Below are 24821 nucleotides of genomic sequence, written 5' to 3'. Positions count from 1 at the left end.
GCTGGTAGTTGCGACCCCTCGTAGGGGCGATGAGGAACCGTCGCGCTCGATCGCCCGCCGGGCGGGCTGCTGCCAGTTGCGACCCCTCGTAGGGGCGATGAGGAACTCCGTGCCGGCCGCTCCCCTCCCCCCCTTTGGCCACGTGTTGCGACCCCTCGTAGGGGCGATGAGGAACGGGCCAACGTGCCGGACTCGCCACGGTCCGGGGCGTGTTGCGACCCCTCGTAGGGGCGATGAGGAACCTTCTTCGCCTGTCGCCAGGTCCGTCCGGCGTTCATGCGTTGCGACCCCTCGTAGGGGCGATGAGGAACTCGGTGGCCAGCTGGTAGCCGGACGCCCGCTGCATGTTGCGACCCCTCGTAGGGGCGATGAGGAACCCCACAGTAAAGGTGCAGGTGAGTGGGGGTATTTCGGGACTTCTTCATGCAGGTTTTGCAGTGAACCTCCGGTAGTGCGGCGTGGTGCTGAAATTCTGGGTCCCCCTCGGAGGGTGATGACCTCTGGTTCGCATCGCTACTTGCTGGAACGTGAGTTAGTTGCAACCCCGTTGGCGAGTCGTGACAGGGCGACGCAGGCAGGGCGATGAAGCTCCTTCAGCATAGAAGAGTCAGTTGTTGGCGGGCATCATGCACCATGTTGTGCTCTCTTAACTGACGTTTCAGCAACTTCCGTTGAAACAAAGATGGTGCCGCGGAAGCGGCTGTAGGCTCTCGCCATATTCAGCGCTGACGCAGCGGGGCTCCTTCATGGGAACTGTCGAGAGGGCCACTGACGAGCCGGGGCCGGCGTGCTTTGAGTCGTTGGTCGAGTTTTCTGAGCACAGGTGATGAGGCATGCGATTACGGTTGAATTTTCACACGATGGCTCGCGAGTTGGACTGGAGCAATGTCCTGAGCCCTGGGCGGGCTCTCGTGTACTCCCTGTTGGAACGTGGTGCACCTGCGCTTGGGGTGTCTTTGCACGCTCGAGGCCATGGTCCTTACGGGATGGTGCCGTTCGGGTACTCGGCGCCGACCTTTCCTGCGGCGAAGAAGCGGCGGGGTGTTTACTCGGTGGGTGGCCCCGGAGTCCTCGAGCTCGGTAGTCCTCTGCCCGAAGTCATCGAGGGATGGGCTGCTGCTCTGTCCTCCATGCCTGTTGTCGCGTGGGGACCGACAGCCTTCATCATCGACAGGATCGAGGCGGTCGAGTCGCCTTCCTTCTCCTCCGGGCGTGCGGTGTTCCGTACCACTACCCCCGTTGTGATGAAGGCATCGGGCATGGACGATTCCGGCGTCCGTACGACCCGGCAGGCATGGTGCCTTCCGGGGGAGCCCGAATGGGATGTCTACGTCGAGGGGAACCTGCGGCGTAAAGCCGAGACGCTCGGGCTGGACCGGGACGTGACCCTGGACAGGGTGACGTGGGCCGGTCCAAAGCGTTCCTTCGCGGTGGGCAGTGCGAACGGCCCCGGCGGGAAGAAGCCTGGCGCCTGCGTCGAGGTTTCCCTTTCCGGGTCCCCGCAGACGCTCTCCGCTCTTCATAGCTGGGGGCTGGGGCAGGCTAATTCAGCAGGCATGGGCTGGGTCAGCCTGTAGCCGATGGTGATGAAAACCCGGCGGTTCGCCGTGCACCGTCTCTGTCGCTGCCACTTTTCATGAACGTGTCCGAGTTTTCCTTCGTCTTCACGCAAATTTCCAGAAGGGAGGAAAGATGGCTGACGTCCTCGACCAGCAGTACCAGGTGCTGCTCACCTCGAGTCCCTTGCAGAGGGTGGGGGCTTTTGCGCTCGCTTCTCTGGCCGGCGTCCCGCATCCCGATCAGCTGACCGTGGATTTATTCAAATCGGCTGTAGATAAAATGACCCGGCACTTGCTGGCCACCGCAGAAGTCGCCAAGTCCGCTGACCCCGGCGGCTTCTGGCTCGGCGCCAGTTACATGCTCTGGCCAAATTCCAAGATGAACCCCACGGCCCGGGGCAAGCAGCTTCCGGACCAACGGCGTCAGCTGATCAGGGAGTGGAGGGACTGGCGGGGTTTGCCCGAGCCCGCTGCCTGGCCTGCTGTTCCATGTGCTTACTGCGACCGCCCGGCGTGCAAGTGGTTCGGCAAGGTCGATATCCCGCTCGGGGCCAGCGTCGAGCACCGTAACACCACTGCTCCGGGGCATGAGGGCACTCCGTTGTGCTACTCGTGCGTGGCCAGTCTGTGGGCCTTCCCCTACGGCGCCTCGCTTTCCGGTGGGCGGGCTGCGGTGATCCATTCCTGGGACGACGCCTTCCTGGCTCCCGTTACCCGGCTGGCCGTCAAGCGCACCTTGGCCAAGGCGCAGGCACTTCCGGTGAAGACGAAGGCCCAGCCCCTCTGGTACGCCCGCGAACTCGCGGTACTTGAAGCGGCCCGTTCCTACGACCGGCGGATCCATTCCGGTGTGGAGCTGATCGTTCTGTCGAACTCCAACAAGGAGCAGTTCCTGCGGGTGCAGGAGATGGGGCAGCCGATCGCGGAGTGGCTGCGCTCCACGACGACCAGGACGGACCGCCGTGCCGGTTACCGGGTTCTGGTTGCCGCACAGGCGTCCAAGACCGTGCCGGGTGAGGCGTTTCTGGCCAAGCGCGCTTTCAGTGATCCCGCCGCCGTACTTCACCGTACGGCCGCTCATCTGCTGGGGCGGGTTTCCGCCGAGGGGGTTCTTCCGGCAGAGGCGCCAGGGCTGGCCCCGCTCGTTTACTCCTACTGCATCGAGGTGCTGAACATGGACGAGAAGGACGTCGCCCGGATCAAGGACCTGGCATCCCGGCTTGCCGCTCTGCTCGGGCAGGACTCCAGGCCGGGACCTTTCGGTGGGTTCATGCGGGCGAACGCGAAAGGGGGCGACCTGTACGGGTGGTTCCGCTCGCAGAGCGTGCAGTGGCTTCTCAAGACGCGCCCGAAGGACATGCCGAGGACCTTGCTGCCGGTGGAGGACTATCGGCTGCTCTTCGACGACGAGAGAGCCTGGTCGCATCGTCGCCTGTTGGTCTTCGCGGTGATGGAGGCATTGGTGGAGGCCGGTTGGCAGCCCAAGGGGTCAGCCGAAGAACTCGAGGACATCGCGGACGTGGCCGAGAGCCTCGTCGACGAAGAAACCAACTGAGAAAAGGAAAAGGGGGAGAGCGATGACGTACCTGGTGGGGCAGAGCGTTCTGCAGATCAAGGCCGGTGCTCCGAACAACGGGCGTGGCGAGGACAACCGCGGCATGGTGAAGCAGTTCACCGCTGGTCGTGAGGTGTTTCCGTACGTGTCCGCCCAGGCCGCTCGACGCTGGTTGCGTGACTCGATTCCCAGCGGGGAGCCGTTGTCGCCGGTGATTCGCAGCGGCGAGGGCAAGAAGCAGCAGGCGTACACCAAAGGCCGGCCCGATCAGTTCCTCGACGACGACTTGTTCGGATACATGATCGCGGTGAAGGCGGACGACAAGGGCGCGAAGAAGGGGGAACCCAAGACATTCATGCGGGACACGGTGCTGGCCACCGGGACACTGGTGGCCGTCGTCCCGAACCGGCCGGTGATGGACTTCGGGACGATGAGCCGGGATTTCGGCCCGGGGACCAACCCGGTCATCCACGAACACGAGATGTATACCGCGGATCTGGCCGGCGACCTGCTGCTGGACCTGCCCCGTGTGGGAACGTTCGAGACTGCTGGGAAGACCATCAAAGCGGCGCTCGCTCCTTCTCTCGCTGCTGAGCTCCTTGCGGGAGACGCGGAAGAGACCGTGTTGCGGGGGGTGCAGTGCGTCCGGCTGCCGATCGGTGAGCGGCGACGCAGGGTCGCGGTTCTGCTGCGGACGATGGCCGAGGTGAAGGGCGGGGCCAAGCAGTCCGCCCACTACGGCGACCGCACACCGGGACTCATCATCCTTGCGCCGGTCAAGGGAGGAGTGAACCCGTTCACCCGTACTGTCCGTGAACGCGACCGCAAGACGTACTTCGACGCCGGAATTCTCCGCGAGGAGCTGGAGGCGTGGGAGGACGAGCTGGACGGCCCTGTCCGCATCGGCTGGGCGCCCGGCTTCCTCGGTGACCAACGCGATCGCGCTCGTACCGACCTGGAGGACCTGGTCAAGGCGGACAAGATCATCCTGGGTCACCCGCGCACGGTCCTGACGACCCTCGCCCAGGAGTTCACCGACGGCGTCCGCGACGATTGGTTCGACGACTTCCCCGCCCGCTAGGACGAGCATCGCCCCTTCGAGGGGCACCCTCCCCGCACCCTGGCACAGGAAAGCGACCCATGACCCACGCTCTGGAAATCGTCGTCACCGCTCCTATCGTCAGCTTCCGCAACCCGCTCTACTCAGGGCTGCAAGTTGGGCTTCCCTGCCCTCCGCCTTCCACCGCCGGAGGTCTGCTGGCCGCCGCTGCCGGAGGTTGGGAGCAGGTTCCGGAACGCACCCGTTTCGCCATGACTTTTCTTGCTGCGGGGACCGGTACCGATCTGGAGACCTACCACCCTCTCGGGAGCCCGGGCACGTCCACGAACACCACCATCAAGGACCGGGACTTCCTTGCCCTGATCACTCTCACCCTCTGGCTGGTCGACGACCTCGACCTCTGGGAGCGGGTTCTGAGGCGCCCGGTGTGGCCGCTGCGACTGGGCCGAAGCCAGGACCTGGCCAATGCCCGGACCCGACGGGTGGAACTGTCCTCGCATCCTGGAACACAAGGCCATGCCGTCGTCCCCGACGACCTGCCCGGTGCCACCGGTACCCGTATGCGACTGACCACTGCCGTTTCCTTCGACCGCTCTCGCACCTGGTGGAGCGGCTACCGCTACGCAGCGCGCGGTGCCACCGCCCGGCTCGACACCGGGATGTCGACAGCCACCGGCCAGGCGGTCGCCCTGCTGCCGCCGGTGCATCCCTTCTGTCTCGCCACAGTTTCCTGACCCCTCGGCCACCGCCGCCGACCGAGCCGTCGACAGCGCGGTGAGGCTCGCTCCGTATGGACCACACATGACTGATCTGCGGGCGAAGAGCCCGACTCCCACCGGAAACGGGCAACCTGCGCTCCCCGGCGAGCTGTTGACCAGCCACCTGGAGAACACTCTGCGCGCCGCGCGTCATGTCCAGGCGCGTGTGGGGCGCATTCCCGGGCTTCCGGATGCCTTCTGGACATGGGTGGCGCTTGCGGCCCTGTTCCACGACACGGGCAAGTTGCCACGTGGCTTCCAACAGATGATCGGCAACGCCCCCGGCCCGCCCCGGGTGTGGGGCGAGCGCCACGAAGTTCTCTCCCTGGGCTTCGTCGGCCTACTGCTCGGTGAACTTCCCGTTGACGAACGCCGGTGGATCGCCGCGGCCGTAGCCGGCCACCACCGCGCCTTCACCGGGGGAGGCGACGCACGAAAACTGCCTCTCTTCACCCAGTACGGCGCGGACGGCCCCGCAGAGTTCGCCATGCGGTTCCACCCCGCGAGCCAGGATCGATTCCGCCTCCTGATGCTGTGGCTGCACACCACCGCCCGAACCAATGGCCTGCCCGTCGACACGGCAGTGCCCCCTGCCGACCTGGGCGAACTGACCAGGCACGCCCATCAGCTCTTCGAAGAACTGATGGACCGTTGGGCATATCCCCTGGACTTCGAGGAAGCCGAAAGCACAGGCATGCTCGCTGTTCTTCTCCTCGGAGCGGTCACCATGGCGGACCATCTCTCCTCCGCCCACGCCCCGCTCCACCAGCGACACCCACTGCCGACGGACTACCACGCCCGTCTCGTCGGTCGGCTGGCGGCGAAAGGCCACACTCTCCGGCCCCAGCAGGAAACCGCCGGCGACACCCATGGGCACATGTTGCTGAGGTCATGGACCGCCAGTGGCAAGACCGAAGGGTCCCTGCTGTGGGCCAGAACCCAGATCGACGACCTCGCCGACCACACCGGCGGCACGCCCCGGGTCTTCTACATCCTTCCGTACCTGGCCAGCATCAACGCGATGACTGACCGCCTACGTGAAGAACTCCGAGCACCGCTCGGCATCGGAGTCGCCCACTCCAGGGCCGCCTCCTACCACCTGGCCCGCTCCCTCGACAGCTGCGACCAGGATCGCGCCGCCGCGGCCGGCAAAGCCCACTCCCGCGCTGCCGCGACGAAGAACTTCCTCGAACTGCTGCGCGTCGGCACCCCTTACCAACTTCTGCGCGGAGCACTTGCGGGACCGGTTCATTCCAGCATCCTGCTCGACAGTGCCAACTCCGTCTTCATCATGGACGAACTGCATGCCTTCGATGCCCGTCGCCTCGGCATGATCCTCGCCATGATGCGTCTGTGGACACGTACCGGCGGCAGGGTCGCGGTTCTCTCCGCCACCCTGCCCACCGTTCTGGCAGAACTCGCCAGCGAAGCTCTGAAGCAGCCGGTCACCCTGGTCGAGCCGCCCCCCACAGTGGCCGCCCCCGCCCGCCACCGGATCCACACCCGCCTCGCTCACCTCACCGACGAGGTATCCCTCGCGGAGATACGAGACCGTCTCACCGAAGGCCGCTCCGTTCTGGTCATCGCCAACAACGTCAAGGACGCCATCTTCCTGTACGAAGCGCTGGCCCCTTTGTGTACGCAGTTGCACGGCGAAGGATCGGCCCACCTCCTGCACTCCCGCTACCGGCGCATGGACCGATCCACCATCGAGGCCGGCATTCTGAAACGCTTCGAAGCGGGCCGCCCCAGACTCCCCGGGCTCCTGGTCGGCACCCAAGCGTTGGAAGTCTCCCTGAACATCGACCTGGACCTGTGTCATACCTCCGCCGCCGACCTCGAGGCGCTCCTGCAACGCTTTGGCCGTACCAACCGTCTCGGTGCCCTGCCGGCCGCCCCGGTCATCGTCCACCAGCCCGCCTACGCGCCCCGTCGGGGCGCAGGCTCCACTCTGTGGGCCGACGGAGTCTACGAGGAAGAGCCCTCGCGCCTCGCCTGGAACATCCTCACCCGGCACGAAGGAGAAACCGTTGATGAACGCATGACCACCGCATGGCTCGACCAGGTATACGCCAGTGCCTGGGGCCGGCAGTGGCACACGGCGGTGAAGAGCCATCAGCGGGACTTCGAGGAAGCCTTCCTGTCGTTCGAGCTCCCTTTCGACGACCGTTCTGCTCTCGCCGAAAGCTTTGACGCCCAGTTCGACGGTACCGAAGCGATCCTCGCCTCCGACTGCGACGCATACGCCGCAGCCCTCGAAGAGGCTGCAGGAAGCCCCAGCAACGGCAGACTTCTCGCGGACGAGTACCTGATTCCCATGCCGCATTGGGCAGGGTCCCTCACCCGCTACGAACGGCAGCTCAAGGTTCGTGTTGTCGATGCGGATTACGACCCCGTTCTCGGACTGCGTGCTGTCAGCGGCCTGCCTCAACAGACCTACCATCCAGGGGAAGTCCTGTGATCGAAACGGAAGACGTCGGCGGCGTCCACATCAAGTATCTCTACCACTGCCCCCGCCAACTCTGGCTCTACCTGCACGGCATCCGCCCCGAGCACCTCAGCGCCACCGTCCGACTGGGTGAAGCCGTGCACGAAACCTCCTACACCCGCAACACTCCCGTCGATCTCGGCGCCGCCCGACTGGACTTCATCGATGGCGGCCATTGGGTGCACGAAGTCAAATCCTCCTCCCGCCCCAGTCCGGCCGACCAGGCACAAGGACGCCACTACTGCCACCGGCTCCACCGCGTCGGCATCGAGGCGCAAGGCGCCGTGCTGCACTACCCCAAAACCCGGCGAACGCAACGCTTCCCCTACACCCCAGCAACTGCAATCCAGGCCGAAAAAGACATCGCCGAAGTCCTCGCGATCGCTGCCCGGCCCAACTCGCCGGGACGACTCGCACGGTCCGCCTGCCGCAGCTGCAGCTACACCGACTACTGCTGGACGGAATGAATGCCCGCCACCGCTCGAACATACTGGCTCACCAGCCCGTGCCGGATCCGCCGCAAGGACGAATCCCTCATCATCGAACGCGAGAACGCCGACAACGTCCACATCCCCGTCACCGACGTCCGTGACATCGTCGCTTGCGCCGAGACCGACATCAACACAGCAGTCGTCTCCCTCCTCAACAGGCACCGCATCAACGTCCACTTCCTCAGTTACTACGGTGATTACGCCGGTTCCCTCCTCACCTCCGAGACCAGCACCTCGGGCCAGACCGTACTTGCCCAGGCACGTATCGCCGAAGACTCCGAAACCAGCCTGAAAATTGCCCGGGGCATCGTCGACGCCACCGCCTTCAACGTGAAACGCGTAGTCGACCGCAAACTCCTCACCCGCCCCTATACCGTCCTCCAGGAATCCATCACCGATGCCAGGACTCCCTCTCAACTCATGGGAGCAGAAGGGACCTTCCGCCGCTCTGCCTGGGAAGTCATTGACACGAAGCTCCCCGACTGGCTGCAACTCGGCGGACGCAGCCGCCGTCCACCGAAGAACGCGGGCAACGCCTTCATCAGCTACGTCAACGGAATCACGTACGCACGAATTCTCACCGCTGTACGTCTCACCCCGCTCCACAGCGGTATCGCCTTCCTGCACAGCAGCATGGAACGTCAGCGGCACTCCTTGGTCCTGGACCTCGCCGAAATGTTCAAGCCACTCTTCGCGGAACGCCTCCTGCTGCGCATGGCCAGCCGTAAGCAGTTGAAGGAACACCACTTCGACCGCGAGACCAACCAGGCAATGCTCAGCGAAGCCGGCCGTAAATTCGTTGTGCAAAGTGTCCGTGACGAGTTCGCCGTCACCATCGCTCACCGAAGCCTCGGCCGGAACGTTGCCTACGACGAACTCCTCTACCTCGATGCTCTCGCCCTGACCCGGTACTGCCTGGAAGGCATCACCTACAAACCCTTCAGGATCTGGTGGTGACCAAGCCATGTACGTTGTCGTCGTCTACGACACCCTCGCAAAACGCAACTCCCGCATCCTGCGAACCTGCCGTCAGTACCTCCACCACGTACAACGCAGCGTCTTCGAAGGCCAACTCAGCGAGGCCCAACTCCGCCGCTTCCAAGCTGCCGTCGAATCCGTCCTCGACCTGACGTACGACAACGTCCTCGTCTACACCTTCCCGCCCGGCGCCCAACCACAACGCCTTGAGTGGGGCATGGTCGAACCGGCTCCCACCGACGTGCTCTGACCAGGGCGAGACCGAACGATGAACATGGCAGCGCACACAAATCTGCAGCGCCACACCGGAACGGAGAACGCTACCGGAGGTCTGCTGCAAAATGGGGGAACAGACGCTCTGCGAGACCCATTGCCACCAGGGCTTTTACCGTGGGGTCCTCATCGCCCCTACGAGGGGTCGCAACCTCTGGACGGCCGTCCGCCGCGCGTTCACCCCCCGCGTCCTCATCGCCCCTACGAGGGGTCGCAACCGGTAGATCGTCAGCTCATGAACCCACGGTTCGGCGGTCCTCATCGCCCCTACGAGGGGTCGCAACAAGTAGGGTGAGTCGATCGACGGGATGTCGTGGGCGGTCCTCATCGCCCCTACGAGGGGTCGCAACGTGAGCCTGCGGCGGGTGAGCGTGCGGACCACGCTGGTCCTCATCGCCCCTACGAGGGGTCGCAACTCGTCTGCACGCTCAATGCCGGGCACTACGACCCGGGTCCTCATCGCCCCTACGAGGGGTCGCAACATGGGCGGAGCCGACCGCGGGCTGCGGCCGGCCTCCGCGTCCTCATCGCCCCTACGAGGGGTCGCAACGACCATCACGGCCTGGTCGTGCGCCTCGATCTGGAGTCCTCATCGCCCCTACGAGGGGTCGCAACACCTCGTACCGGGGCCGGCCGGTCGCTTCGGTGTGCGTCCTCATCGCCCCTACGAGGGGTCGCAATCCATAGTCCCGCGACCGTGTGACGGCCGCGGGATTTCTGTCTTCGTCGTCCTTGAGAAAGGGCGCAGCTCGCACCGTGGGTCGCAGGCGTAGGGCCAGGTCGGGAGGCCCTTATCGTCATCGCTCCTGCGAGGAGTCGCAACGTTTCCTGGCGGTAGATGATGCGGGTGCTGCAGTCGGCCCTCATTGCTCCTACGAGGGGTCGTAACCCTCGGCGTACGCGGTGAACGCCGCCGGACCCCGGGGCCCTCATCGCCTCTACGAGGGGTCGCAACACGTGGGACAGGTCGACCAGCCATGAGCCGGGTGGTGCCCTCACCGTGCCGCTCGGCTCGACGGCAGCAGTCGCACCGGCTGGAACTGCGTCGCGGATCGCCGAGGTGGGGGTGGCCGGTCGGGGTTGAGCCCGGTGGGCGGGGTGGATCCCGCGGGTTGTTCCCATGGAGGCAAGCGACCGCTTAGTATGCGCCGGAGCAGTGGTAATGCCGACAGTGTTGTGGAGGCCCTCATGCAGGCATGGCGAGTGCACCGAAACGGCGAGCCGAGCGAGGTGATGAGACTGGAGGAGATCGACCGGCCCACGCCCGGTGACGGCCAGGTGCTCATCGAGGTGCTCGCGGCGAACGTCAACTTCCCCGACGCGCTGCTCTGCCGCGGCCAGTACCAGGTACGGCCGCCGCTGCCCTTCACACCCGGTGTGGAGGTCTGCGGCAGGACGCCGGACGGGCGCCGGGTGCTCGCCACTCCCGCGCTGCCGAACGGCGGGTTCGCCGAGTACGTCGTCGCGGACGAGGCGGCCCTGCTGCCCGCGCCCGAGGCCCTGGACGACGCCGAGGCCGCCGCCCTGCACATCGGTTACCAGACCGGCTGGTTCGGCCTGCACCGCAGGGCGAACCTCCGGGCCGGCGAGACCCTCCTCGTCCACGCGGCGGCCGGCGGCGTCGGCAGCGCGGCCGTGCAGCTCGGCAAGGCCGCGGGCGCCACCGTCATCGGCGTCGTCGGCGGCGCGGAGAAGGCGAGGACCGCCACGGAGCTCGGCTGCGACCTGGTCGTCGACCGGCACACCCAGGACATCGTCGCCGCCGTCAAGGAGGCCACCGGCGGACGTGGCGCCGACGTGGTGTACGACCCGGTCGGCGGCGACGCGTACGCCAAGTCCGTCAAGTGCGTCGCCTTCGAGGGCCGGGTGGTCGTCGTCGGCTTCGCGAGCGGCGTCATCCCCACCCCGGCGCTGAACCACGCCCTGGTCAAGAACTACTCGATCCTCGGCCTCCACTGGGGCCTGTACAACACCAAGGACCCGGCCGCGGTCCGCGCCTGCCACGACGAGCTGACCCGGCTCGCGGCACAGGGCACCGTCAAGCCGCTGATCAGCGAGCGGGTCGAACCGGCCGGGGCCGCGAAGGCCGTCCAGCGCGTCGCCGACGGCGCCAGTACCGGCCGGATCGTCGTCCTCCCGGAGGGGGCCGCCCGATGACCGCCCCCGACGCGGCCGGACTGCGCCGCCGCACCCATGACCTGCTCGCCGCGCACCCTCCGGCCACCACCGACCGCACCGACTTCCTCAGGGCCCGCTTCGACGCCGGACTCGCCTGGGTGCACTACCCGGTGGGCCTCGGCGGCCTCGACGCGCCGCGCTCCCTGCAGTCCGTCGTGGACGCCGAACTCGCCGCCGCGGGCGCCCCCGACAACGACCCGCGCCGGATCGGCATCGGCCTCGGCATGGCCGCCCCCACCGTCCTCGGCTACGGCACCGAGGAGCAGAAGCGGCGCTTCCTGCGTCCGCTGTGGGTCGGCGAGGAGGTCTGGTGCCAGCTCTTCAGCGAACCGGGCGCGGGCTCCGACCTCGCGGCACTGGCCACCCGCGCCGTCCGCGACGGCGACGACTGGGTGGTCGACGGACAGAAGGTCTGGACGTCCAGCGCCCACCTGGCCCGCTGGGCGATCCTCATCGCCCGCACCGACCCGGACCTGCCCAAGCACCGCGGCATCAGCTACTTCATCTGCGACATGACCGACCCCGGCGTCGAGGTCAGGCCGCTGCGCCAGATCACCGGCGAGGCCGAGTTCAACGAGGTCTTCCTGACCGGTGTGCGCATCCCGGACAGCAGGCGCCTGGGCCCCGTCGGAGAGGGCTGGAAGGTCGCGCAGACCACGCTGATGAACGAGCGGGTCTCCATCGGAGGTGCCTCCGTCCCGCGTGAGGGCGGCATGATCGGCACGGTCGCCCGCACCTGGCGCGAACGCCCCGAACTGCGCACCCACGACCTCCACCAGCGTCTGCTGAACCTCTGGGTCGAGGCCGAGGTGGCCAGGCTCACCGGCCTGCGGCTGCGCCAGCAGCTCGTCGCCGGACAGCCCGGCCCCGAGGGCTCCGGCATGAAGCTCTCCTTCGCCCGGCTCAACCAGGAGATCAGCGGACTGGAGGTCGAGCTCCTCGGCGACGAGGGGCTGCTGTACGGCGACTGGACCATGCGCCGCCCGGAACTGGTCGACTTCACCGGACGCGACGCCGGTTACCGCTACCTCCGCTCCAAGGGCAACTCCATCGAGGGAGGCACCAGCGAGGTGCTGCTCAACATCGTCGCCGAGCGCGTCCTCGGCCTGCCCGCCGAGCCGCGCAACGACAAGGACGTCGCCTGGAAGGACCTGGCCCGATGACCGCGGCACCGACCGGGGAGACCCCGGCACCCGACCTGCTGTACTCCGAGACCGAGGAAGACCTGCGGGCGGCGGTGCGCGCACTGCTCGCCGACCGGTGCGACGCGCCGACGGTCCTCGGCCGCGTCGAGTCCGACACACCGTACGATCCACGGCTCTGGCAGGGCCTCGCCGCCGACATCGGCACCGCCGGGCTGCTGGTGCCCGAATGGCTGGGCGGACAGGGCGCGACCCATCGCGAGGCCGCGGTGGTCCTGGAGGAACTGGGCCGCAGCGTTGCCCCCGTGCCGTACCTGACCAGCGCGGTCGTGGCCACCGAGACGCTCCTCGCCCTGGACGTGCAGGACGGGCCCGCCGCCGCGCTCCTGGGCGACCTCGCCGCGGGCCGCCGGGTCGCGGTCCTCGCCGTGCCGTTCTCCGCCGCGCGACCCGGCGCCGTGCGACCAGTCGGAGTGGCGGGCGACACGCTGGAGGGCACGGTGACCGCCGTCGCCGACGCGCCCGCCGCCGATGTGCTGCTGGTGCCCACGACCGACGGCCTGTACGCGGTGGAGACCGGCGCCGAGGGGGTCGTGGTCGAGCCGCTCGTACCGCTCGACCTCACCCGCCCGCTCGCCACCGTGACCCTCGCCCCGGCGGCCGGAACCCGCCTGGCCGACGGAGCGTCCGCGGTACGGGCCGTGGAGCGGGGGCTGCTGGCGGGCGCCGGGCTGCTCGCCTCCGAACAGCTCGGACTCGCCGAGTGGTGTCTGACCGAGACGGTCCGGCACACCCGCGAACGGCACCAGTTCAACCGGCCCGTCGGCTCGTTCCAGGCGCTCAAGCACCGCATGGCGCAGCTCTGGCTGGAGATCGTGTCGGCCCGCGCCGCCGCGCGCAACGCCGCGGACGCCCTCGCGACCGCGAGCCCCGACACGCCGCTGGCGGTGGCCGTCGCGCAGGCGTACTGCTCGAAGGTCGCCGTGCACGCCGCGGAGGAGTGTGTCCAGCTGCACGGCGGCATCGGCATGACCTGGGAACACCCGGCGCACCTGTACCTCAAGCGCGCCAAGGCCGACTCGACCGCGTACGGCAGCGCCGGACACCACCGGGAAACCGTCGCCGAGCTCATGGAGCTGCCCGCGCCGTAACGGAAGAGGAAGGAACGGCCCGCCGGGGCAGGGCACTTGGAGCGGAGGCGCGTGAATACGCGCCTCCGCTTCCTTGCTCCGCCACCCGGCGGGGTACCGAGCACCCCTTTACCTGCTGTTTAATTGCGAACGGTTCGCAATAATATTCGATCTTCAATAAGGGGTGCAGGGTATGACGGCCCGATCGATACGGGGAGCCGCCGCCGCACTGGCGGCGGTGCTGCTGTCGACCGCGACGGCCTGTTCGCAACCGGGGGGTCCGGACGGCAGCGGCTCCGCATCGGGCGCGGGGGACTCGGCGGTGGTCGGCATCGCCTACGAGCCCGACAGCCTCAGCCCGCTGCTCGGCTACGGCAAGGACGGCAACTCCAAGATCTTCGACGGGCTGCTCACCCTCGACGCCGGCATGAAGCTGCGGCCCGCGCTCGCCACCGCCCTGCCCGAGGTGAGCGACGACGGGCTGACGTACACGTACCGCCTCCGCAAGGGCGTGAAGTTCAGCGACGGCGAGCCGTTCGGTGCGAAGGACGTGGTCTTCACCTACCGGACCATCCTCGACGAGAAGACCAACAACGCCTCCCGCACCGAACTCGACGCGGTGAAGAGCGTCGAGGCGGCCGGTGACGACACCGTCGTCTTCACCCTCAAATACCCCTACGCGCCCTTCGCCCAGCGCACCGTCCTGCCCATCGCACCCGAACACGTCGCGGGCAGGCAGGACGTCAACACCGGCGCCTTCACCACCCACCCCATAGGCACCGGGCCGTACCTGCTCACCAAGTGGTCCAAGGGCGAGAAGATCGCCTTCAGGGCCAACCCCGACTACTGGGGCGGCGCGCCGAAGGTGAAGAAGTTCACCATGGCGATCATCAAGGACGACGACGTGCGCGCCACCCGGCTGCGCTCCGGCGAACTCGACGGCGCGATCCTGCCGCCCAACCTGGCCAAGGGCTTCGCCCGCGACGGCGGCACCCGGACGTACGCCGCCACGACGTACGACTACCGCACCGTGACCCTGCCCACCCACAACGAGGTCACCGGCGACATCGCCGTCCGGCGCGCCCTCGACGTCGCCGTCGACCGGAAGGCCATGGTCGACTCCCTCCTCAACGGCGAGGGCAGGCCCGCCTATGGACCCGTGCCCACCGACAGCGCATGGTTCACCAAGGGCACCGAACGCCCCCACGACCTCGCCGCCGCGAAGAAGATCCTCGACGACGCCGGATGGAAGCCCGGCAAGGACGGCATCCGCACCAGGAACGGAGTGCGCGCCGCCTTCCCGCTCTGGTACCTCACCGGCGACAAACTGCGCCAGGACCACGCGCTCGCCTACGCCTCCGACGCCAAGAAGGCCGGCATCGACATCACCACCGAGGCCGGGACCTGGGAGGTCATCGAGCCCCGGATGAAGCAGGACGCCGTCCTCGCGGGCGGCGGATCGCCCGCCGACCCCGACTTCGACCAGTACACGCTGCTGAAGTCCTCGCTCGCGGGCGACGGCTTCAACAACATGGCGTGGTACGACAACAAGACCGTGGACCGGGCCCTCGAAGCGGGCCGCAGGAGCGGTGACGACGCCGAACGCAAGTCCGCCTACGACACCGTCCAGCGCGAACTGGTGAAGAACCCCGGCTACACCTTCCTCACCCACATCGACCACCTCTACGTCGTGAAGGACCGCTTCGGCCCCCTCACCACCCAGGTCGAACCGCACGACCACGGACTGGCATCCGGCCCGTGGTGGAACGTCGAGGACTGGACGCCGAAGAAGTGAACCACCGCCTCCCCTGGGGGCCGATGGGCAGGATGGCGGGACGGCGGGCCCTGCTCGCCGTCCCCGTCCTGGCCGCCGTGACGTTCGGCGTCTTCGCCGTCGCCGCCGCCTCCCCCTTCGACCCGGTCAAGGCGTACGCGGGCACCGCCGGCCTCACCGCCTCGCAGGAGAACCTCGACCAGCTGCGGGCCAACCTCGGCGTCGACCAGCCACTCGTCAGCCGCTGGTGGAACTGGCTGACCTCCGCACTCGGCGGCGACCTCGGCGAATCCGCCGTGATGCGCCAGCCGGTCGCCGACGTCATCGGCGAACGCCTGGGCTGGTCCGTACTGCTCGCCGCGACCGCCTTCGCCGTCGCCGTGGTCCTCGGCACGGCCCTCGGCGTGCTGGCCGCACGCAGGCCCGGCCGCCTGCTCGACCGGTGCGTCAGCTCCGCCGCGTACACCCTCGAAGCCGCCCCGGCCTTCTGGCTCGGACTGCTCGCCATCTGGGTCTTCGCCCTGGAGCTCGACGTGCTTCCGGCCGGCGGACTCACCGACGCGGCCAGCGACACCGTCACCCCCGGACAGGTCGCCATCCACCTGGTGCTCCCCGCGGCCGTGCTCGGCATCTCCCAGCTGCCGTGGTTCTTCCTCTACGTGCGCCAGGGCGTCGCGGACGCGCTCGACGAGGATCCGGTGCGCGGCGCCCGCGCCCGCGGACTGAGCGAACGCACCGTGCTGCTCGGCCACGCCCTGCGGTCCGGAATGCTGCCGATGCTCACCCTCATCGGCTCCCGCGTCCCCGAGCTCATCACCGGCGCCCTGCTCGTCGAGACGGTCTTCAGCTGGCCGGGCATCGCCGCCGCCACCGTGCAGGCCGCCACCTCGGTCGACTTCCCGCTGCTCGCCGCGCTCACGGTGCTCGCCACCGCGGCCGTCGTGCTCGGCAACCTCCTCTCCGATCTGCTGTACGCGATCGCCGACCCGAGGGTGGGATTCGATGGCTGACACCGCCCAGGCATCCGCCCGCCGGACCACTCGCCGGACCAGCCGTCGGACCACCCGCCGTGTCCGGGTGGCCGCTTCCGCCGTGATCGTCGGCGCGGTACTGCTCGCGGTCCTCCTGGTGCCGCCACTGGTCCAGCTCGACCAGCAGGCCGTCGACCTCTCCGCCAAGCTCCGGCCGCCGTCCTGGGAGCACCCGTTCGGCACCGACGACGTCGGGCGCGACCTGCTGCTGCGCTGCGTCTACGGGCTCCGGGTCTCGCTGCTCGTCGGTATCGTCGCGGGGCTCACCGCCACCGTCATCGGGACCGCGGTCGGCGCGCTGGCGGCGGCGTTCGGCGGCTGGACCGACCGCGTCGTCATGCGGCTCGTGGACACCTTCTCGTCCGTGCCGCATCTGCTGCTGGGCATCTTCATCGTCGCGATGTTCCGGCCCGGCGTCGGCCCGGTGATCGTGTCCGTCGCCCTCACGCACTGGCTCTCGACCGCCAGGATCGTCCGCGCCGAGGTGCTGTCGCTGCGCTCCCGCCCGTTCATCGACGCGGCGATCTCCGGCGGCGCCTCGCGCGGCCGGGTCGTCGTCCGCCACCTGCTGCCCGCAGTGCTCCCGCAGGCCGGCCTCGCCGCGGTGCTCATGGTGCCGCACGCCATGTGGCACGAGTCGGCCCTGTCCTTCCTGGGACTCGGACTGCCCACCCATCAGGCGAGCCTGGGCAACCTCGTGCAGACGGCCCGCGGTTCGCTGCTCGCGGGGGACTGGTGGCCGACCCTCTTCCCCGGCCTGTTCCTGATCGTTCCGACCCTCGCGCTGGCGGGCCTCGCCGGGGCCTGGCGGGAGCGGATCAACCCGCGTCGCCGATCGGAGCTGATGCTGTGACGACCCCCTCCGGACCGAAGGCGCCGGTGCTCTCCGTCCGCGGCCTGTCCGTACGCTTCCGGATGCGCGGCGGGCGGCACATCGCCGCCGTCGACGACGCGCGCTTCGACCTGGCGGCGGGGGAGTGCCTGGCCCTGGTCGGCGAGAGCGGCTGCGGCAAATCCGTGCTGGCCTCCGCGCTGCTGGGACTGCTTCCCGGCAACGCACGGACCTCTGGATCGGCGCTGCTCGGCGACGGCACCGAACTCGTCGCCGCCGACGAACGAACCCTCGCCCGCACGGTGCGGGGCCGCCGCATCGGCCTCGTACCGCAGAGCCCCGCCGCCCACCTCACCCCGGTCCGCACCGTGCGCGCCCAGATCGAGGAGACCCTGCGCGAACTGACCGACACCCGCGGGCCCGGCCTGCGCCAGGCCGCGGAACGGGCCGCCGAACGCGCCTCGTTCCCGACCGGGCACCTCGACCGGTACCCGCACGAACTCTCCGGCGGCCTCGCCCAGCGGGCCGCGACCGCGCTCGCCCTGATCGGCGACGCGCCCCTGCTCCTCGCCGACGAACCCACCACCGGCCTCGACCGCGACCTCGTCGAGCGGACCGTCGACGAACTGCGCCGCCACACCGACGGCGACCGGGCGCTCCTGTTCATCACCCACGACCTCGCGGCGGCCGAGCGGATCGCCGACCGGGTCGCCGTGATGTACGCGGGCCGCATCGTCGAACTCGCCGACGCCGCCCGGTTCTTCGGCGGGCCGGGACCGCGCCACCCGTACGCGCGCGGCCTCCTGGACGCCCTGCCGGAGCGCGCCTTCGAACCGATCCCCGGCATGCCGCCGGAGCTCGGGGCGCTTCCCAAGGGGTGCGCGTTCGCCGCCCGCTGCGGTCGCGCCGACGACCGGTGCGCCGTACTGCCCCCGTTCGACGGCGCTCTGGCCTGCCACCACGGCGTGCGGGCGGAGGAGAAGGAGCCGGACCGTGCTTGAACTCACCCGCATCACCGCCGGATACGACCCCCGCGACCCCGTCGTCCGCGAGGCGTCGCTGAGCATCGCGGCGGGGGAATCGGTCGGACTGCTGGGCCCGAGCGGCTGCGGCAAGTCCACCCTGGCGAGGGTCGCCGCACTGCTGCACCGCCCGTACGCGGGCACGGTTGTGCTCGACGGCGAACCGGTACGCGGCTGGCGGCACGCCGCCCCGCGTACGCAGCGCACCGCCGTCGGCGTCGTCTTCCAGCAGCCCCGGCTCGCCGCCGACCCCCGGCTCACCCTGCGCGAGATCATCGCCCAGCCGCTGCGGGCCACCGGCCGTCGCGCGCAGGTGCCGGACCGGGTGGCCGAACTGGCGCCCGCCGTCGGTCTCACGGCCGAACTGCTCGGCCGCCGCCCGCACGAGGTGAGCGACGGGCAGTTGCAGCGCGCCTGCCTGGCGAGGGCGCTGGTGCTGCGGCCGCGCTGGCTGATCTGCGACGAGATGACCGCGATGCTCGACGCGTCGACGACCGCCGCGCTGGTGGCGGTCGTCGAGTCCTACCGGAGGGAGGCCGGGGCCGGACTGCTGGCCGTCGGCCACGACCGGGTACTGCTGGAGCGCTGGTGCGACCGCACGGTCGGCTGGCGGGAGTGCTTCGGGCCGGGCGTACCGCAGGAGGCCGTGGGCCCCACCGGGTGACTCCGCAGCGGCAGCAGCAGGCGGGTGTCGGGGGTGGACCTCTTTCCCCGCGGCCGGGCGGGACAAACCGTGCGCACCCCTCGCCGCGGCCCACCGCGAGGGCCGGCGCGTCCGTTTCCGGGCCGCTCCCGACGCGCCGGGACCGGAGCGGTCGGCGGCCCGGACGGAGCCGCCGGCCGCCGGGGCCGACCGCCTCGACACCGATGACCCGACGGGCCCGGAGCGTTTCCCGCGCACCCATGGCCGGGACGGCCGGACCGGGGTTGCCCGCCCCGGCGGCACACCGGACGCGCCGCCCCGGACGTGACGTTCAGTCAACACCCGGATGGCGGACACGCCGGTGGTCCGGACGGCTCCTCCGCTGCGCCACACTGGCGGCCGAATGCCGCATTCCGGCGCGGCGGAGGAGGTTGGCCATGGCCATTTCGATCTCACTGGTGCTGCTACTGCTGATCCTCGCGGTGATCTTTCTCCGCAACGGCTTGAAGGTCTCGCACGCACTGGTCTGCGCCCTGCTCGGGTTCTTCCTCGCGAGCACGAGCATGGCGCCGGCCATCCAGGACAGCCTGGCGGCCACGGCCGACGTCGTCAGCAGCCTCAATCCCTGAGCGGCGCCGGGCCCCGGATCGTGTGACGACCCGGGACCCGGCGCGAACCGGACGGGAGGTCCCGGGCGCGGCGGGGTCTCACCGCCTCCGACGCGCCCCGCGCGGTCACCCGGCGGGTGTCGTCACCCGTGCCAGGGCCACGCCGCCGACGATCAGGGCGACCGCGGCCAGCCGTCCCGGGCTCACCGGGTCGTGATGGACGAGGACCCCCAGGGTGATCGCCCCGATCGCCCCGATGCCGGTGAACACCGCGTACGCCGTGCCCACGGGCAGCCCCTCCATGGACCGGGCGAGCAGGTACACCGCGCCGATCATGAGCAGGGCGCACACCAGGGTCGGCAGCGGCCGGGTGAAGCCCTGCGTCGGCTTGATGCTCTGCGACCAGGCGACCTCGACCAGTCCGGCCAGGATCAGCAGCAGCCAGCTCATCGCGGACCTCCGCCCAGCTCGCGGGCGGCCGCCAGGGCGGTCGCCCGCGACTCGTCGTGCTGTGCGCGGCGCGCGGCGAGCGCGGGATCGATCCGGGAGTTCACGAGTTCGGTCGCCAGGAAGACCGGGTCGTCGATCGCGAAGTGCCCCGACAGGAAGTCCCGCAGGTAGCGCTCCTGGTGGTCGTACGGCTCGCGCGGGGTGCCCGGACCGTAGGCCCCGCCCCGGGCGGAGGCGATCACGAAGCGGCGCCCCGCCAGCGACATCCGGGGGAACGTCACCTGGTCGATCCACGCCTTCAGGGAGGCGGGGACGGAGAAGTTGTACATCGGGGTCGAGATCAGCACGACGTCGGCGGCGACGAGCTCGGCCAGCAGCGGCTGCAGGACCTCCCAGGCCCGTGCCTGGGCCGGGGTGCGCACCGCCTCCTCGTACCGGTCGATGTCGGTGATGCCGTGCCGCAGGACGTGGTCGCAGAGCTCGGTCCATGCCTCGTCGATCTGCGGCACCGGGTCGGTGCGCAGGTCGCGGAGCACGTACGTGCCGTCGGGATGCGCGGCCCGCCAGGCGTCGGTGAAGGCGTCGCCGAGCTCGCGGCTGTGGGAGTCGCGCCGGGCGCTGGCGGCGATGTGCAGCAGTACGGACATGGGTACCCCCTGGGAAGCGTTAAGTGGACAGTGTGTCCGCTTGTCTCGACCAGGGTAACCGGACATCGTGTCCGCTTATTCCTGTACGGTGGATCCATGGAACGCGCGGACGCGGCAAGGAATCGTGCCAAGGTGCTCGCCGCGGCCGACCGGCTCTTTGCCGCGGGGGATCCGCGCAGGGTGACGATGGATGCCATCGCCCGGGAGGCCGGTGTGGGGCGGGGCACGCTCTACCGGCGTTACCCCGACATCCCCTCCATCGCCACGGCGCTCCTCGACGAGCACGAACGCTCGCTCCAGGAGAAGTTGCTGGGCGGGGAGCCGCCCCTGGGGCCGGGGGCCCCGCCCCCGCAGCGGCTGGCCGCTTTCTACGCCGCGATGACCGACCTGCTGGAGCAGCACGTCCATCTCACGCTGGGTGCCGAGTCCGGTTCCGCCCGGTTCGCCACCGGTGCTTACGGTTTCTGGCACGCGCATGTCCGCATGCTCGTCAGGGAGGCGGGGGTGCCGGGTCCCGACGCCCTCGTCGACGTCCTGCTGGCCCCCCTGGCGCCCGAGCTCTTCGCGTACCAGCGAGGCCGGGGCCGTGGCGTGGAGGAGATCAAGTCGGCCCTGCGCACGCTCGCGGAGAGGACGCTCGCCGGGTAGAAGGTGCGGGTGCGGCCGGGCGCGATCGCACCCGGCCGCACCCGTCGGTCACTGCTTCCAGCTCGCGGGCTGGCCGGGGTCGAGCGTGCGCCAGTGGGCGAGGACCTCGGGGTCCTGGGCGTCGAGCCAGTCGGTCAGCTCGCGGAAGGAGACGCAGCGGACCTCCTTGCGGGGGCAGATCTCGCGCATCGTGTCCTCCACGGCGTCCATGTAGATCCCCCCGTTCCAGTCCTCGAAGTGGTTCCCGATGAACATCGGCGCGCGGCTTCCGTGGAACACCCGCTCGAAGCCCGCGACGTACGAGTCACGGGCCTCCTTGCGCCATGCCGGGTACTTCGCCGGGTCGCCCTCGGTGCTGCCCTTCGACTGGTTGTAGAGGAAGTTGAAGTCCATGGACAGCACCTGGAAGTCCTTGCCGGGGAACGGCAGCATCTGCAGCGGCAGGTCCCAGATGCCGTTCTTCTTCGACGGCCAGATCTGGAAGTCCCCGGGGGAGCTCGCGTCGTAGCGCCAGCCGAAGGGCTTGAGGGCGGACAGCAGGGTCTTCTGGCCCTCCAGGCAGGGGGCCCGGCCGCCGACGACCTCACGGGTGGGGTCGAACGGCAGCGGATCGAGGTCGGTGAAGCCGGTGTTCGTCTTCCAGTTCTGGACGAAGGAGTAGAACTGGCTGATCTCGCTGGTCCATTCGTCCTTGTTCCAGTCCCCGCCGCCCTTCTTCTCGCAGAAGTGGCCGTTGAAGTGGGACCCGATCTCGTTCCCCTCCTTCCAGGCGCCGCCGAGCTGCTCCAGCGTGGTGCGTATGTGCTCGCGCGTCGGGTACGAGATCGCGGCGGCCCCGGCCTCGTGCCGGGGCGGCCGGTAGAGGTTCCGCTTCTCCTTCGGGAGCAGGTAGATGCCGGTGAGGAAGAACGTCATGTGCGCGTTGCTCTCCTTCGCCGCACGGCGGAATCGGGAGAACATCCGGTCGTCGCCCTCCAGCGCGCCGTCCCAGGAGAACACCACGAACTGGGGCGGCCGTTCGCCCGGCTTCAGGCGCTTCGCCTTCAGCCGGCCCGGCTGCGGTCCGGTGTAGGACGTGGAGCCGTCCCCCAGGATCCTGACCTTGCCGTCCCACTTCTCGGCCTGCTCCTCCTTCTTGGCGTCGCGGACGTCCCGGCTGGTGGGGGTCGGTGCGGCGACGGTGCGGGTGTCCCGTTCCGGGTTCCGGTCGTCCCCGTCGTCGTCGGACAGCAGCGGGACGAGGGCCGCGGAGCCCGCCACCACGAGGCAGACGGCGACTCCCAGGGCGACGCGGGGGGTGAGGCGGTCCCGTTTGCGACGGGACGCGGATTTCGCTCTGGCTCTTGTCACTTCGTCACGGCTTCCGTGTAGGTTTTCCAGATCCGGGCCGGAAAGTCCCGGTCGCCCGCCGAGGCACCGCCCAGCCCCTTGAGCGGCAGGGGCGCGAGGCTCCGGTTCAGGTCCATGCGGTACACGACGACGGCGGTGGACGCGGCCGGGGTGTACCCGACGCGCCAGCGCGCGGTGTCGTCCCCGGTGGTGCCGTTCTTGACCGCGACCGGTCCGGTGGCGACGCCGTCCTTCCCGCCGGCGGCCCCGGTGAGCGCCGCGGTCACCTCGTCGGCGACGTCGGACCGGACGGCGCGCCTGGGCTGCGGCAGGTCGAGCCGGACCTTCGTGCCGTTGCGGGTGACCCTGCTGACCGAGTACGGGTCCGTGTGCAGGCCGTGGGCCGCGAACGTGCCGTACGCGCCGGCCATGCGGATGGCGCTGGGCGTCGAGTTGCCCATCGCGAACGCCGGGACGGGCGGGCCGAAGCTCGACGGGAGGAGCCCCGACGCCTCCGCGGTGCTGCGGACCTGCTTCAGGCCCGTGTCCATGCCGAGCTGGAGGAAGGGGGAGTTGACGGACTTGGCCATGGCATCGTGCAGGCTGATGCGGCCGTAGGAGCGGTCGCCGTCGTTCTCGCCCTTGACCGTCTTCCCGCTGCGGTCCCAGTAGGGGCCCTCGGGGGTCGTGACCGGGATGTCGTCGTCGCCGTCGTACACCGTCGACGGGGCGATGGTGACGCGCGGACCGTTGCGATCGCGCGTGATCCCGTGCTGGAGGCCGGCGGCGTAGACGAACGGGGTGAACGCCGAACCGGCCGGGACGGTGCTCGCGTTGGACTCGTTGAAGGCCTGGCGCTCGAAGTCGGGCCCGCCGTACACGGCGAGGATGCGGCCGTCCGGGGCGACGGACGCGGCCCCGAACCGGACGTGCCGGTCCTCCTTGCGCCGTTTCGGGTCGAGCGCGTCGCGCGCCTCGCGCACGGACCGGGCCAGCGCGGTCGTCCGGGGCTTCTCGAACGTCGTGTAGATCTGGTAGCCGCCGAGGTCGAAGCGTGCGTCGGAGATGTGCCCGGCCCGTTTGGCGTACGACTCGGCGAGCTGGACGAGATAGCCGTTCTGCCCGCTCGTGCCGCTGGGGCCGTGCGGGGGCTTCGGGTCGGGGAAGGTGGTGTACTTCGCGCGTTCGGCCCGGCTCAGCCTGCCGATCTCCACCATGCGGTCCAGGGTCCACCGCCACCGTTCGACGGCCCGCGCGCGGTTGCGGGGGTTGACCGCCGGATCGTAGAGCGAGGCCCCCTTGAGCAGGGAGGCGAGGAAGGCGCCCTCGCTGGCGTCGAGCTGGGTGACCTCCTTGCCGTAGTACGCCTGCGCGGCACGCTGGAGACCGTAGGTGCCGCGGCCGAACCAGCTGGTGTTCAGGTACTCCTGGAGGATCTTGTCCTTGCTCATGTTGCGGTCCAGCTTGACCGCCAGCAGCATCTCGGTGAACTTCCGCGAGAAGGAGCGGTCCTGCGTCAGATAGACGTTCTTGACGTACTGCTGGGTGATGGTGGAGCCGCCCTGGGTCTCCCCGTCGCCGAGCGTGCGCCACAGCGCGCGGGTGAGTCCCTGGGTCGATATGCCGTGATCGGAGTAGAAGTCCGCGTTCTCCGCCGCGAGCACGGCCCACCGCACGTGGTCGGGGATCTTCGACAGGGGCATCTCCTGGCGGCTCACCCAGCCGGTGCGGGCCATGGGGGTGCCGTCGGCCCAGTAGTAGACCGTGTCCTGCTGGGTGGCGAACGCGTTGAGGTCCTCGGGGATCTCCGTACGGGCGTAGGCGATGCCCACCACGGTCACCAGCGTCGCGACGAACGTCAGCAACGAACCCACGGTCAGCCGCCACGAGGGCACCCAGCGCCGCCAGCCGTGACGGCCCGCACGTGGGTAGTCCGGCCTGCGTACCAGGCGGCCGCGTGGACGTCTCGCCTGCTTGCGGCGCCCCGTTCCCGGAGCCAGTGCCGCTCGCGCGGCCCGTCTCGTCCTGCCCCACATGTTCTGCTGCGTCATTCCGTCCAGCCATGGCAGTACGGGCCCGTCGCGCGTCGCGACGGCGCCTGTGCACGTGCAGTGGTCGTGTGTTGCGCCCCGTGACTCCGCCACAGCAAGGGCCAAAGCGTGACCGAGAGTTGCGTCGCGAAGTCACGTAAAGATAACAGGCCCTCGGGAGAGGGGGCGTACGGT

At 69.3% G+C, this 24821-nt stretch carries 22 protein-coding genes and 2 CRISPR repeat arrays (1 of these 24 running past the window's edge); of the genes, 18 read left to right on the top strand and 4 right to left on the bottom strand.

Features of this window, described 5'->3' with window-relative positions; translation table 11 throughout:
- A CRISPR array of direct repeats spans positions 1–377; the repeat unit is 31 nt; unit sequence GTTGCGACCCCTCGTAGGGGCGATGAGGAAC; it reaches 196 nt to the left of the window's first position.
- Between the two features lie 753 nt (positions 378–1130).
- The 17 genes from ABZZ04_RS35575 to ABZZ04_RS35495 all read left to right on the top strand — a co-directional run bounded on the left by ABZZ04_RS35575 (position 1131) and on the right by ABZZ04_RS35495 (position 19543).
- Positions 1131–1577 carry a CRISPR-associated endoribonuclease Cas6 gene (locus ABZZ04_RS35575; RefSeq protein ID WP_356936370.1) on the top strand — a complete coding sequence of 149 codons (447 nt, stop codon included), beginning with the start codon at positions 1131–1133 and terminating at the stop codon, positions 1575–1577.
- Positions 1578–1692: 115 nt separating this feature from the next.
- Positions 1693–3114: a hypothetical protein gene (locus ABZZ04_RS35570; protein WP_356936369.1), complete on the top strand. Its 1422-nt coding sequence runs from the start codon at positions 1693–1695 to the stop codon at positions 3112–3114.
- 22 nt (positions 3115–3136) lie between these two features.
- Positions 3137–4195 (top strand): type I-B CRISPR-associated protein Cas7/Cst2/DevR, encoded by a 1059-nt coding sequence (gene cas7i / locus ABZZ04_RS35565; RefSeq protein WP_356936368.1) that lies wholly within the window; start codon positions 3137–3139, stop codon positions 4193–4195.
- Between the two features lie 59 nt (positions 4196–4254).
- Positions 4255–4908 carry a CRISPR-associated protein Cas5 gene (gene cas5 / locus ABZZ04_RS35560; protein ID WP_356936367.1) on the top strand — a complete coding sequence of 218 codons (654 nt, stop codon included), beginning with the start codon at positions 4255–4257 and terminating at the stop codon, positions 4906–4908.
- A 67-nt stretch (positions 4909–4975) separates the two neighbouring features.
- Positions 4976–7393, top strand: coding sequence for a CRISPR-associated helicase Cas3' (gene cas3, locus ABZZ04_RS35555; protein WP_356936366.1), 2418 nt, complete (start codon positions 4976–4978; stop codon positions 7391–7393).
- Positions 7390–7887 (top strand): CRISPR-associated protein Cas4, encoded by a 498-nt coding sequence (locus ABZZ04_RS35550; protein ID WP_356936365.1) that lies wholly within the window; start codon positions 7390–7392, stop codon positions 7885–7887. The genes cas3 and ABZZ04_RS35550 overlap by 4 nt, the downstream gene beginning before the upstream one ends.
- Positions 7888–8868, top strand: a complete 981-nt coding sequence (gene cas1b / locus ABZZ04_RS35545; protein WP_356936364.1) for a type I-B CRISPR-associated endonuclease Cas1b — start codon at positions 7888–7890, stop codon at positions 8866–8868.
- Positions 8869–8875: 7 nt separating this feature from the next.
- Entirely contained in the window at positions 8876–9139 is a 264-nt protein-coding gene (cas2, locus tag ABZZ04_RS35540) for a CRISPR-associated endonuclease Cas2 (RefSeq protein ID WP_356936363.1), read from the top strand.
- Positions 9140–9284: 145 nt separating this feature from the next.
- Positions 9285–9843: a CRISPR direct-repeat array (repeat unit 30 nt; unit sequence GTCCTCATCGCCCCTACGAGGGGTCGCAAC).
- Between the two features lie 507 nt (positions 9844–10350).
- Positions 10351–11319 (top strand): NADPH:quinone oxidoreductase family protein, encoded by a 969-nt coding sequence (locus tag ABZZ04_RS35535; protein WP_356936362.1) that lies wholly within the window; start codon positions 10351–10353, stop codon positions 11317–11319.
- Positions 11316–12503, top strand: coding sequence for an acyl-CoA dehydrogenase family protein (locus tag ABZZ04_RS35530; protein ID WP_356936361.1), 1188 nt, complete (start codon positions 11316–11318; stop codon positions 12501–12503). Before ABZZ04_RS35535 ends, ABZZ04_RS35530 begins: the two co-directional genes overlap by 4 nt.
- Complete coding sequence (locus ABZZ04_RS35525; RefSeq protein ID WP_356936360.1) at positions 12500–13633, top strand: acyl-CoA dehydrogenase family protein; 1134 nt, start codon at positions 12500–12502, stop codon at positions 13631–13633. Before ABZZ04_RS35530 ends, ABZZ04_RS35525 begins: the two co-directional genes overlap by 4 nt.
- Positions 13634–13805: 172 nt before the next feature.
- The gene (locus tag ABZZ04_RS35520; RefSeq protein ID WP_356936359.1) at positions 13806–15407 is read left to right on the top strand and encodes an ABC transporter substrate-binding protein; all 1602 of its coding nucleotides are present in this window, start codon (positions 13806–13808) and stop codon (positions 15405–15407) included.
- A gap of 23 nt (positions 15408–15430) precedes the next feature.
- Positions 15431–16396: an ABC transporter permease gene (locus ABZZ04_RS35515; RefSeq protein ID WP_356936379.1), complete on the top strand. Its 966-nt coding sequence runs from the start codon at positions 15431–15433 to the stop codon at positions 16394–16396.
- On the top strand, positions 16389–17270 hold the full coding sequence (locus ABZZ04_RS35510; protein ID WP_356936358.1) for an ABC transporter permease: 882 nt from the start codon (positions 16389–16391) through the stop codon (positions 17268–17270). Before ABZZ04_RS35515 ends, ABZZ04_RS35510 begins: the two co-directional genes overlap by 8 nt.
- A 62-nt stretch (positions 17271–17332) precedes the next feature.
- Positions 17333–18250: an ABC transporter ATP-binding protein gene (locus ABZZ04_RS35505; protein ID WP_356936378.1), complete on the top strand. Its 918-nt coding sequence runs from the start codon at positions 17333–17335 to the stop codon at positions 18248–18250.
- Positions 18243–18935 carry an ATP-binding cassette domain-containing protein gene (locus ABZZ04_RS35500; RefSeq protein WP_356936357.1) on the top strand — a complete coding sequence of 231 codons (693 nt, stop codon included), beginning with the start codon at positions 18243–18245 and terminating at the stop codon, positions 18933–18935. Before ABZZ04_RS35505 ends, ABZZ04_RS35500 begins: the two co-directional genes overlap by 8 nt.
- Positions 18936–19351: 416 nt before the next feature.
- Positions 19352–19543, top strand: coding sequence for a hypothetical protein (locus ABZZ04_RS35495; protein WP_356936356.1), 192 nt, complete (start codon positions 19352–19354; stop codon positions 19541–19543).
- A gap of 105 nt (positions 19544–19648) precedes the next feature.
- Here the strand turns inward: ABZZ04_RS35495 and ABZZ04_RS35490 are convergent, their stop codons facing one another.
- Complete coding sequence (locus tag ABZZ04_RS35490) at positions 19649–19972, bottom strand: multidrug efflux SMR transporter (protein WP_356936355.1); 324 nt, start codon at positions 19970–19972, stop codon at positions 19649–19651.
- Complete coding sequence (locus ABZZ04_RS35485; RefSeq protein ID WP_356936354.1) at positions 19969–20619, bottom strand: NAD(P)H-dependent oxidoreductase; 651 nt, start codon at positions 20617–20619, stop codon at positions 19969–19971. The genes ABZZ04_RS35490 and ABZZ04_RS35485 overlap by 4 nt, the downstream gene beginning before the upstream one ends.
- A 96-nt stretch (positions 20620–20715) precedes the next feature.
- Here ABZZ04_RS35485 and ABZZ04_RS35480 point away from each other — a divergent pair, with 96 nt between their 5' ends.
- On the top strand, positions 20716–21267 hold the full coding sequence (locus ABZZ04_RS35480; protein WP_356936353.1) for a helix-turn-helix domain-containing protein: 552 nt from the start codon (positions 20716–20718) through the stop codon (positions 21265–21267).
- A gap of 48 nt (positions 21268–21315) precedes the next feature.
- On the opposite strand, the gene ABZZ04_RS35475 is transcribed toward ABZZ04_RS35480, so the two are convergent.
- Positions 21316–22617: a hypothetical protein gene (locus ABZZ04_RS35475; protein WP_356936352.1), complete on the bottom strand. Its 1302-nt coding sequence runs from the start codon at positions 22615–22617 to the stop codon at positions 21316–21318.
- Positions 22614–24647: a transglycosylase domain-containing protein gene (locus ABZZ04_RS35470; protein WP_356936351.1), complete on the bottom strand. Its 2034-nt coding sequence runs from the start codon at positions 24645–24647 to the stop codon at positions 22614–22616. The genes ABZZ04_RS35475 and ABZZ04_RS35470 overlap by 4 nt, the downstream gene beginning before the upstream one ends.
- Positions 24648–24821: the final 174 nt, after the last annotated feature.

The sequence above is a fragment of the Streptomyces sp. NPDC006435 genome (assembly GCF_040612315.1).
Taxonomy (GTDB): Bacteria; Actinomycetota; Actinomycetes; order Streptomycetales; family Streptomycetaceae; genus Streptomyces.
This window is presented reverse-complemented; position numbering and strand designations above follow the sequence as displayed.

What these genes read in the sequence shown, in the direction of transcription:
- cas5 (WP_356936367.1), top strand. Translation starts at nt 4,255, where the DNA reads ATGACCCACGCTCTGGAAATCGTCGTCACCGCTCCTATCGTCAGCTTC.
- cas3 (WP_356936366.1), top strand. Translation starts at nt 4,976, where the DNA reads ATGACTGATCTGCGGGCGAAGAGCCCGACTCCCACCGGAAACGGGCAA.
- ABZZ04_RS35530 (WP_356936361.1), top strand. Translation starts at nt 11,316, where the DNA reads ATGACCGCCCCCGACGCGGCCGGACTGCGCCGCCGCACCCATGACCTG.
- ABZZ04_RS35525 (WP_356936360.1), top strand. Translation starts at nt 12,500, where the DNA reads ATGACCGCGGCACCGACCGGGGAGACCCCGGCACCCGACCTGCTGTAC.
- ABZZ04_RS35570 (WP_356936369.1), top strand. Translation starts at nt 1,693, where the DNA reads ATGGCTGACGTCCTCGACCAGCAGTACCAGGTGCTGCTCACCTCGAGT.
- ABZZ04_RS35485 (WP_356936354.1), bottom strand. Translation starts at nt 20,619, where the DNA reads ATGTCCGTACTGCTGCACATCGCCGCCAGCGCCCGGCGCGACTCCCAC.
- ABZZ04_RS35505 (WP_356936378.1), top strand. Translation starts at nt 17,333, where the DNA reads ATGCGCGGCGGGCGGCACATCGCCGCCGTCGACGACGCGCGCTTCGAC.
- ABZZ04_RS35495 (WP_356936356.1), top strand. Translation starts at nt 19,352, where the DNA reads ATGGCCATTTCGATCTCACTGGTGCTGCTACTGCTGATCCTCGCGGTG.
- ABZZ04_RS35575 (WP_356936370.1), top strand. Translation starts at nt 1,131, where the DNA reads ATGCCTGTTGTCGCGTGGGGACCGACAGCCTTCATCATCGACAGGATC.
- ABZZ04_RS35490 (WP_356936355.1), bottom strand. Translation starts at nt 19,972, where the DNA reads ATGAGCTGGCTGCTGCTGATCCTGGCCGGACTGGTCGAGGTCGCCTGG.
- ABZZ04_RS35515 (WP_356936379.1), top strand. Translation starts at nt 15,431, where the DNA reads ATGGGCAGGATGGCGGGACGGCGGGCCCTGCTCGCCGTCCCCGTCCTG.
- ABZZ04_RS35535 (WP_356936362.1), top strand. Translation starts at nt 10,351, where the DNA reads ATGCAGGCATGGCGAGTGCACCGAAACGGCGAGCCGAGCGAGGTGATG.
- cas1b (WP_356936364.1), top strand. Translation starts at nt 7,888, where the DNA reads ATGCCCGCCACCGCTCGAACATACTGGCTCACCAGCCCGTGCCGGATC.
- cas7i (WP_356936368.1), top strand. Translation starts at nt 3,137, where the DNA reads ATGACGTACCTGGTGGGGCAGAGCGTTCTGCAGATCAAGGCCGGTGCT.
- ABZZ04_RS35510 (WP_356936358.1), top strand. Translation starts at nt 16,389, where the DNA reads ATGGCTGACACCGCCCAGGCATCCGCCCGCCGGACCACTCGCCGGACC.
- cas2 (WP_356936363.1), top strand. Translation starts at nt 8,876, where the DNA reads ATGTACGTTGTCGTCGTCTACGACACCCTCGCAAAACGCAACTCCCGC.
- ABZZ04_RS35520 (WP_356936359.1), top strand. Translation starts at nt 13,806, where the DNA reads ATGACGGCCCGATCGATACGGGGAGCCGCCGCCGCACTGGCGGCGGTG.
- ABZZ04_RS35480 (WP_356936353.1), top strand. Translation starts at nt 20,716, where the DNA reads ATGGAACGCGCGGACGCGGCAAGGAATCGTGCCAAGGTGCTCGCCGCG.
- ABZZ04_RS35470 (WP_356936351.1), bottom strand. Translation starts at nt 24,647, where the DNA reads ATGACGCAGCAGAACATGTGGGGCAGGACGAGACGGGCCGCGCGAGCG.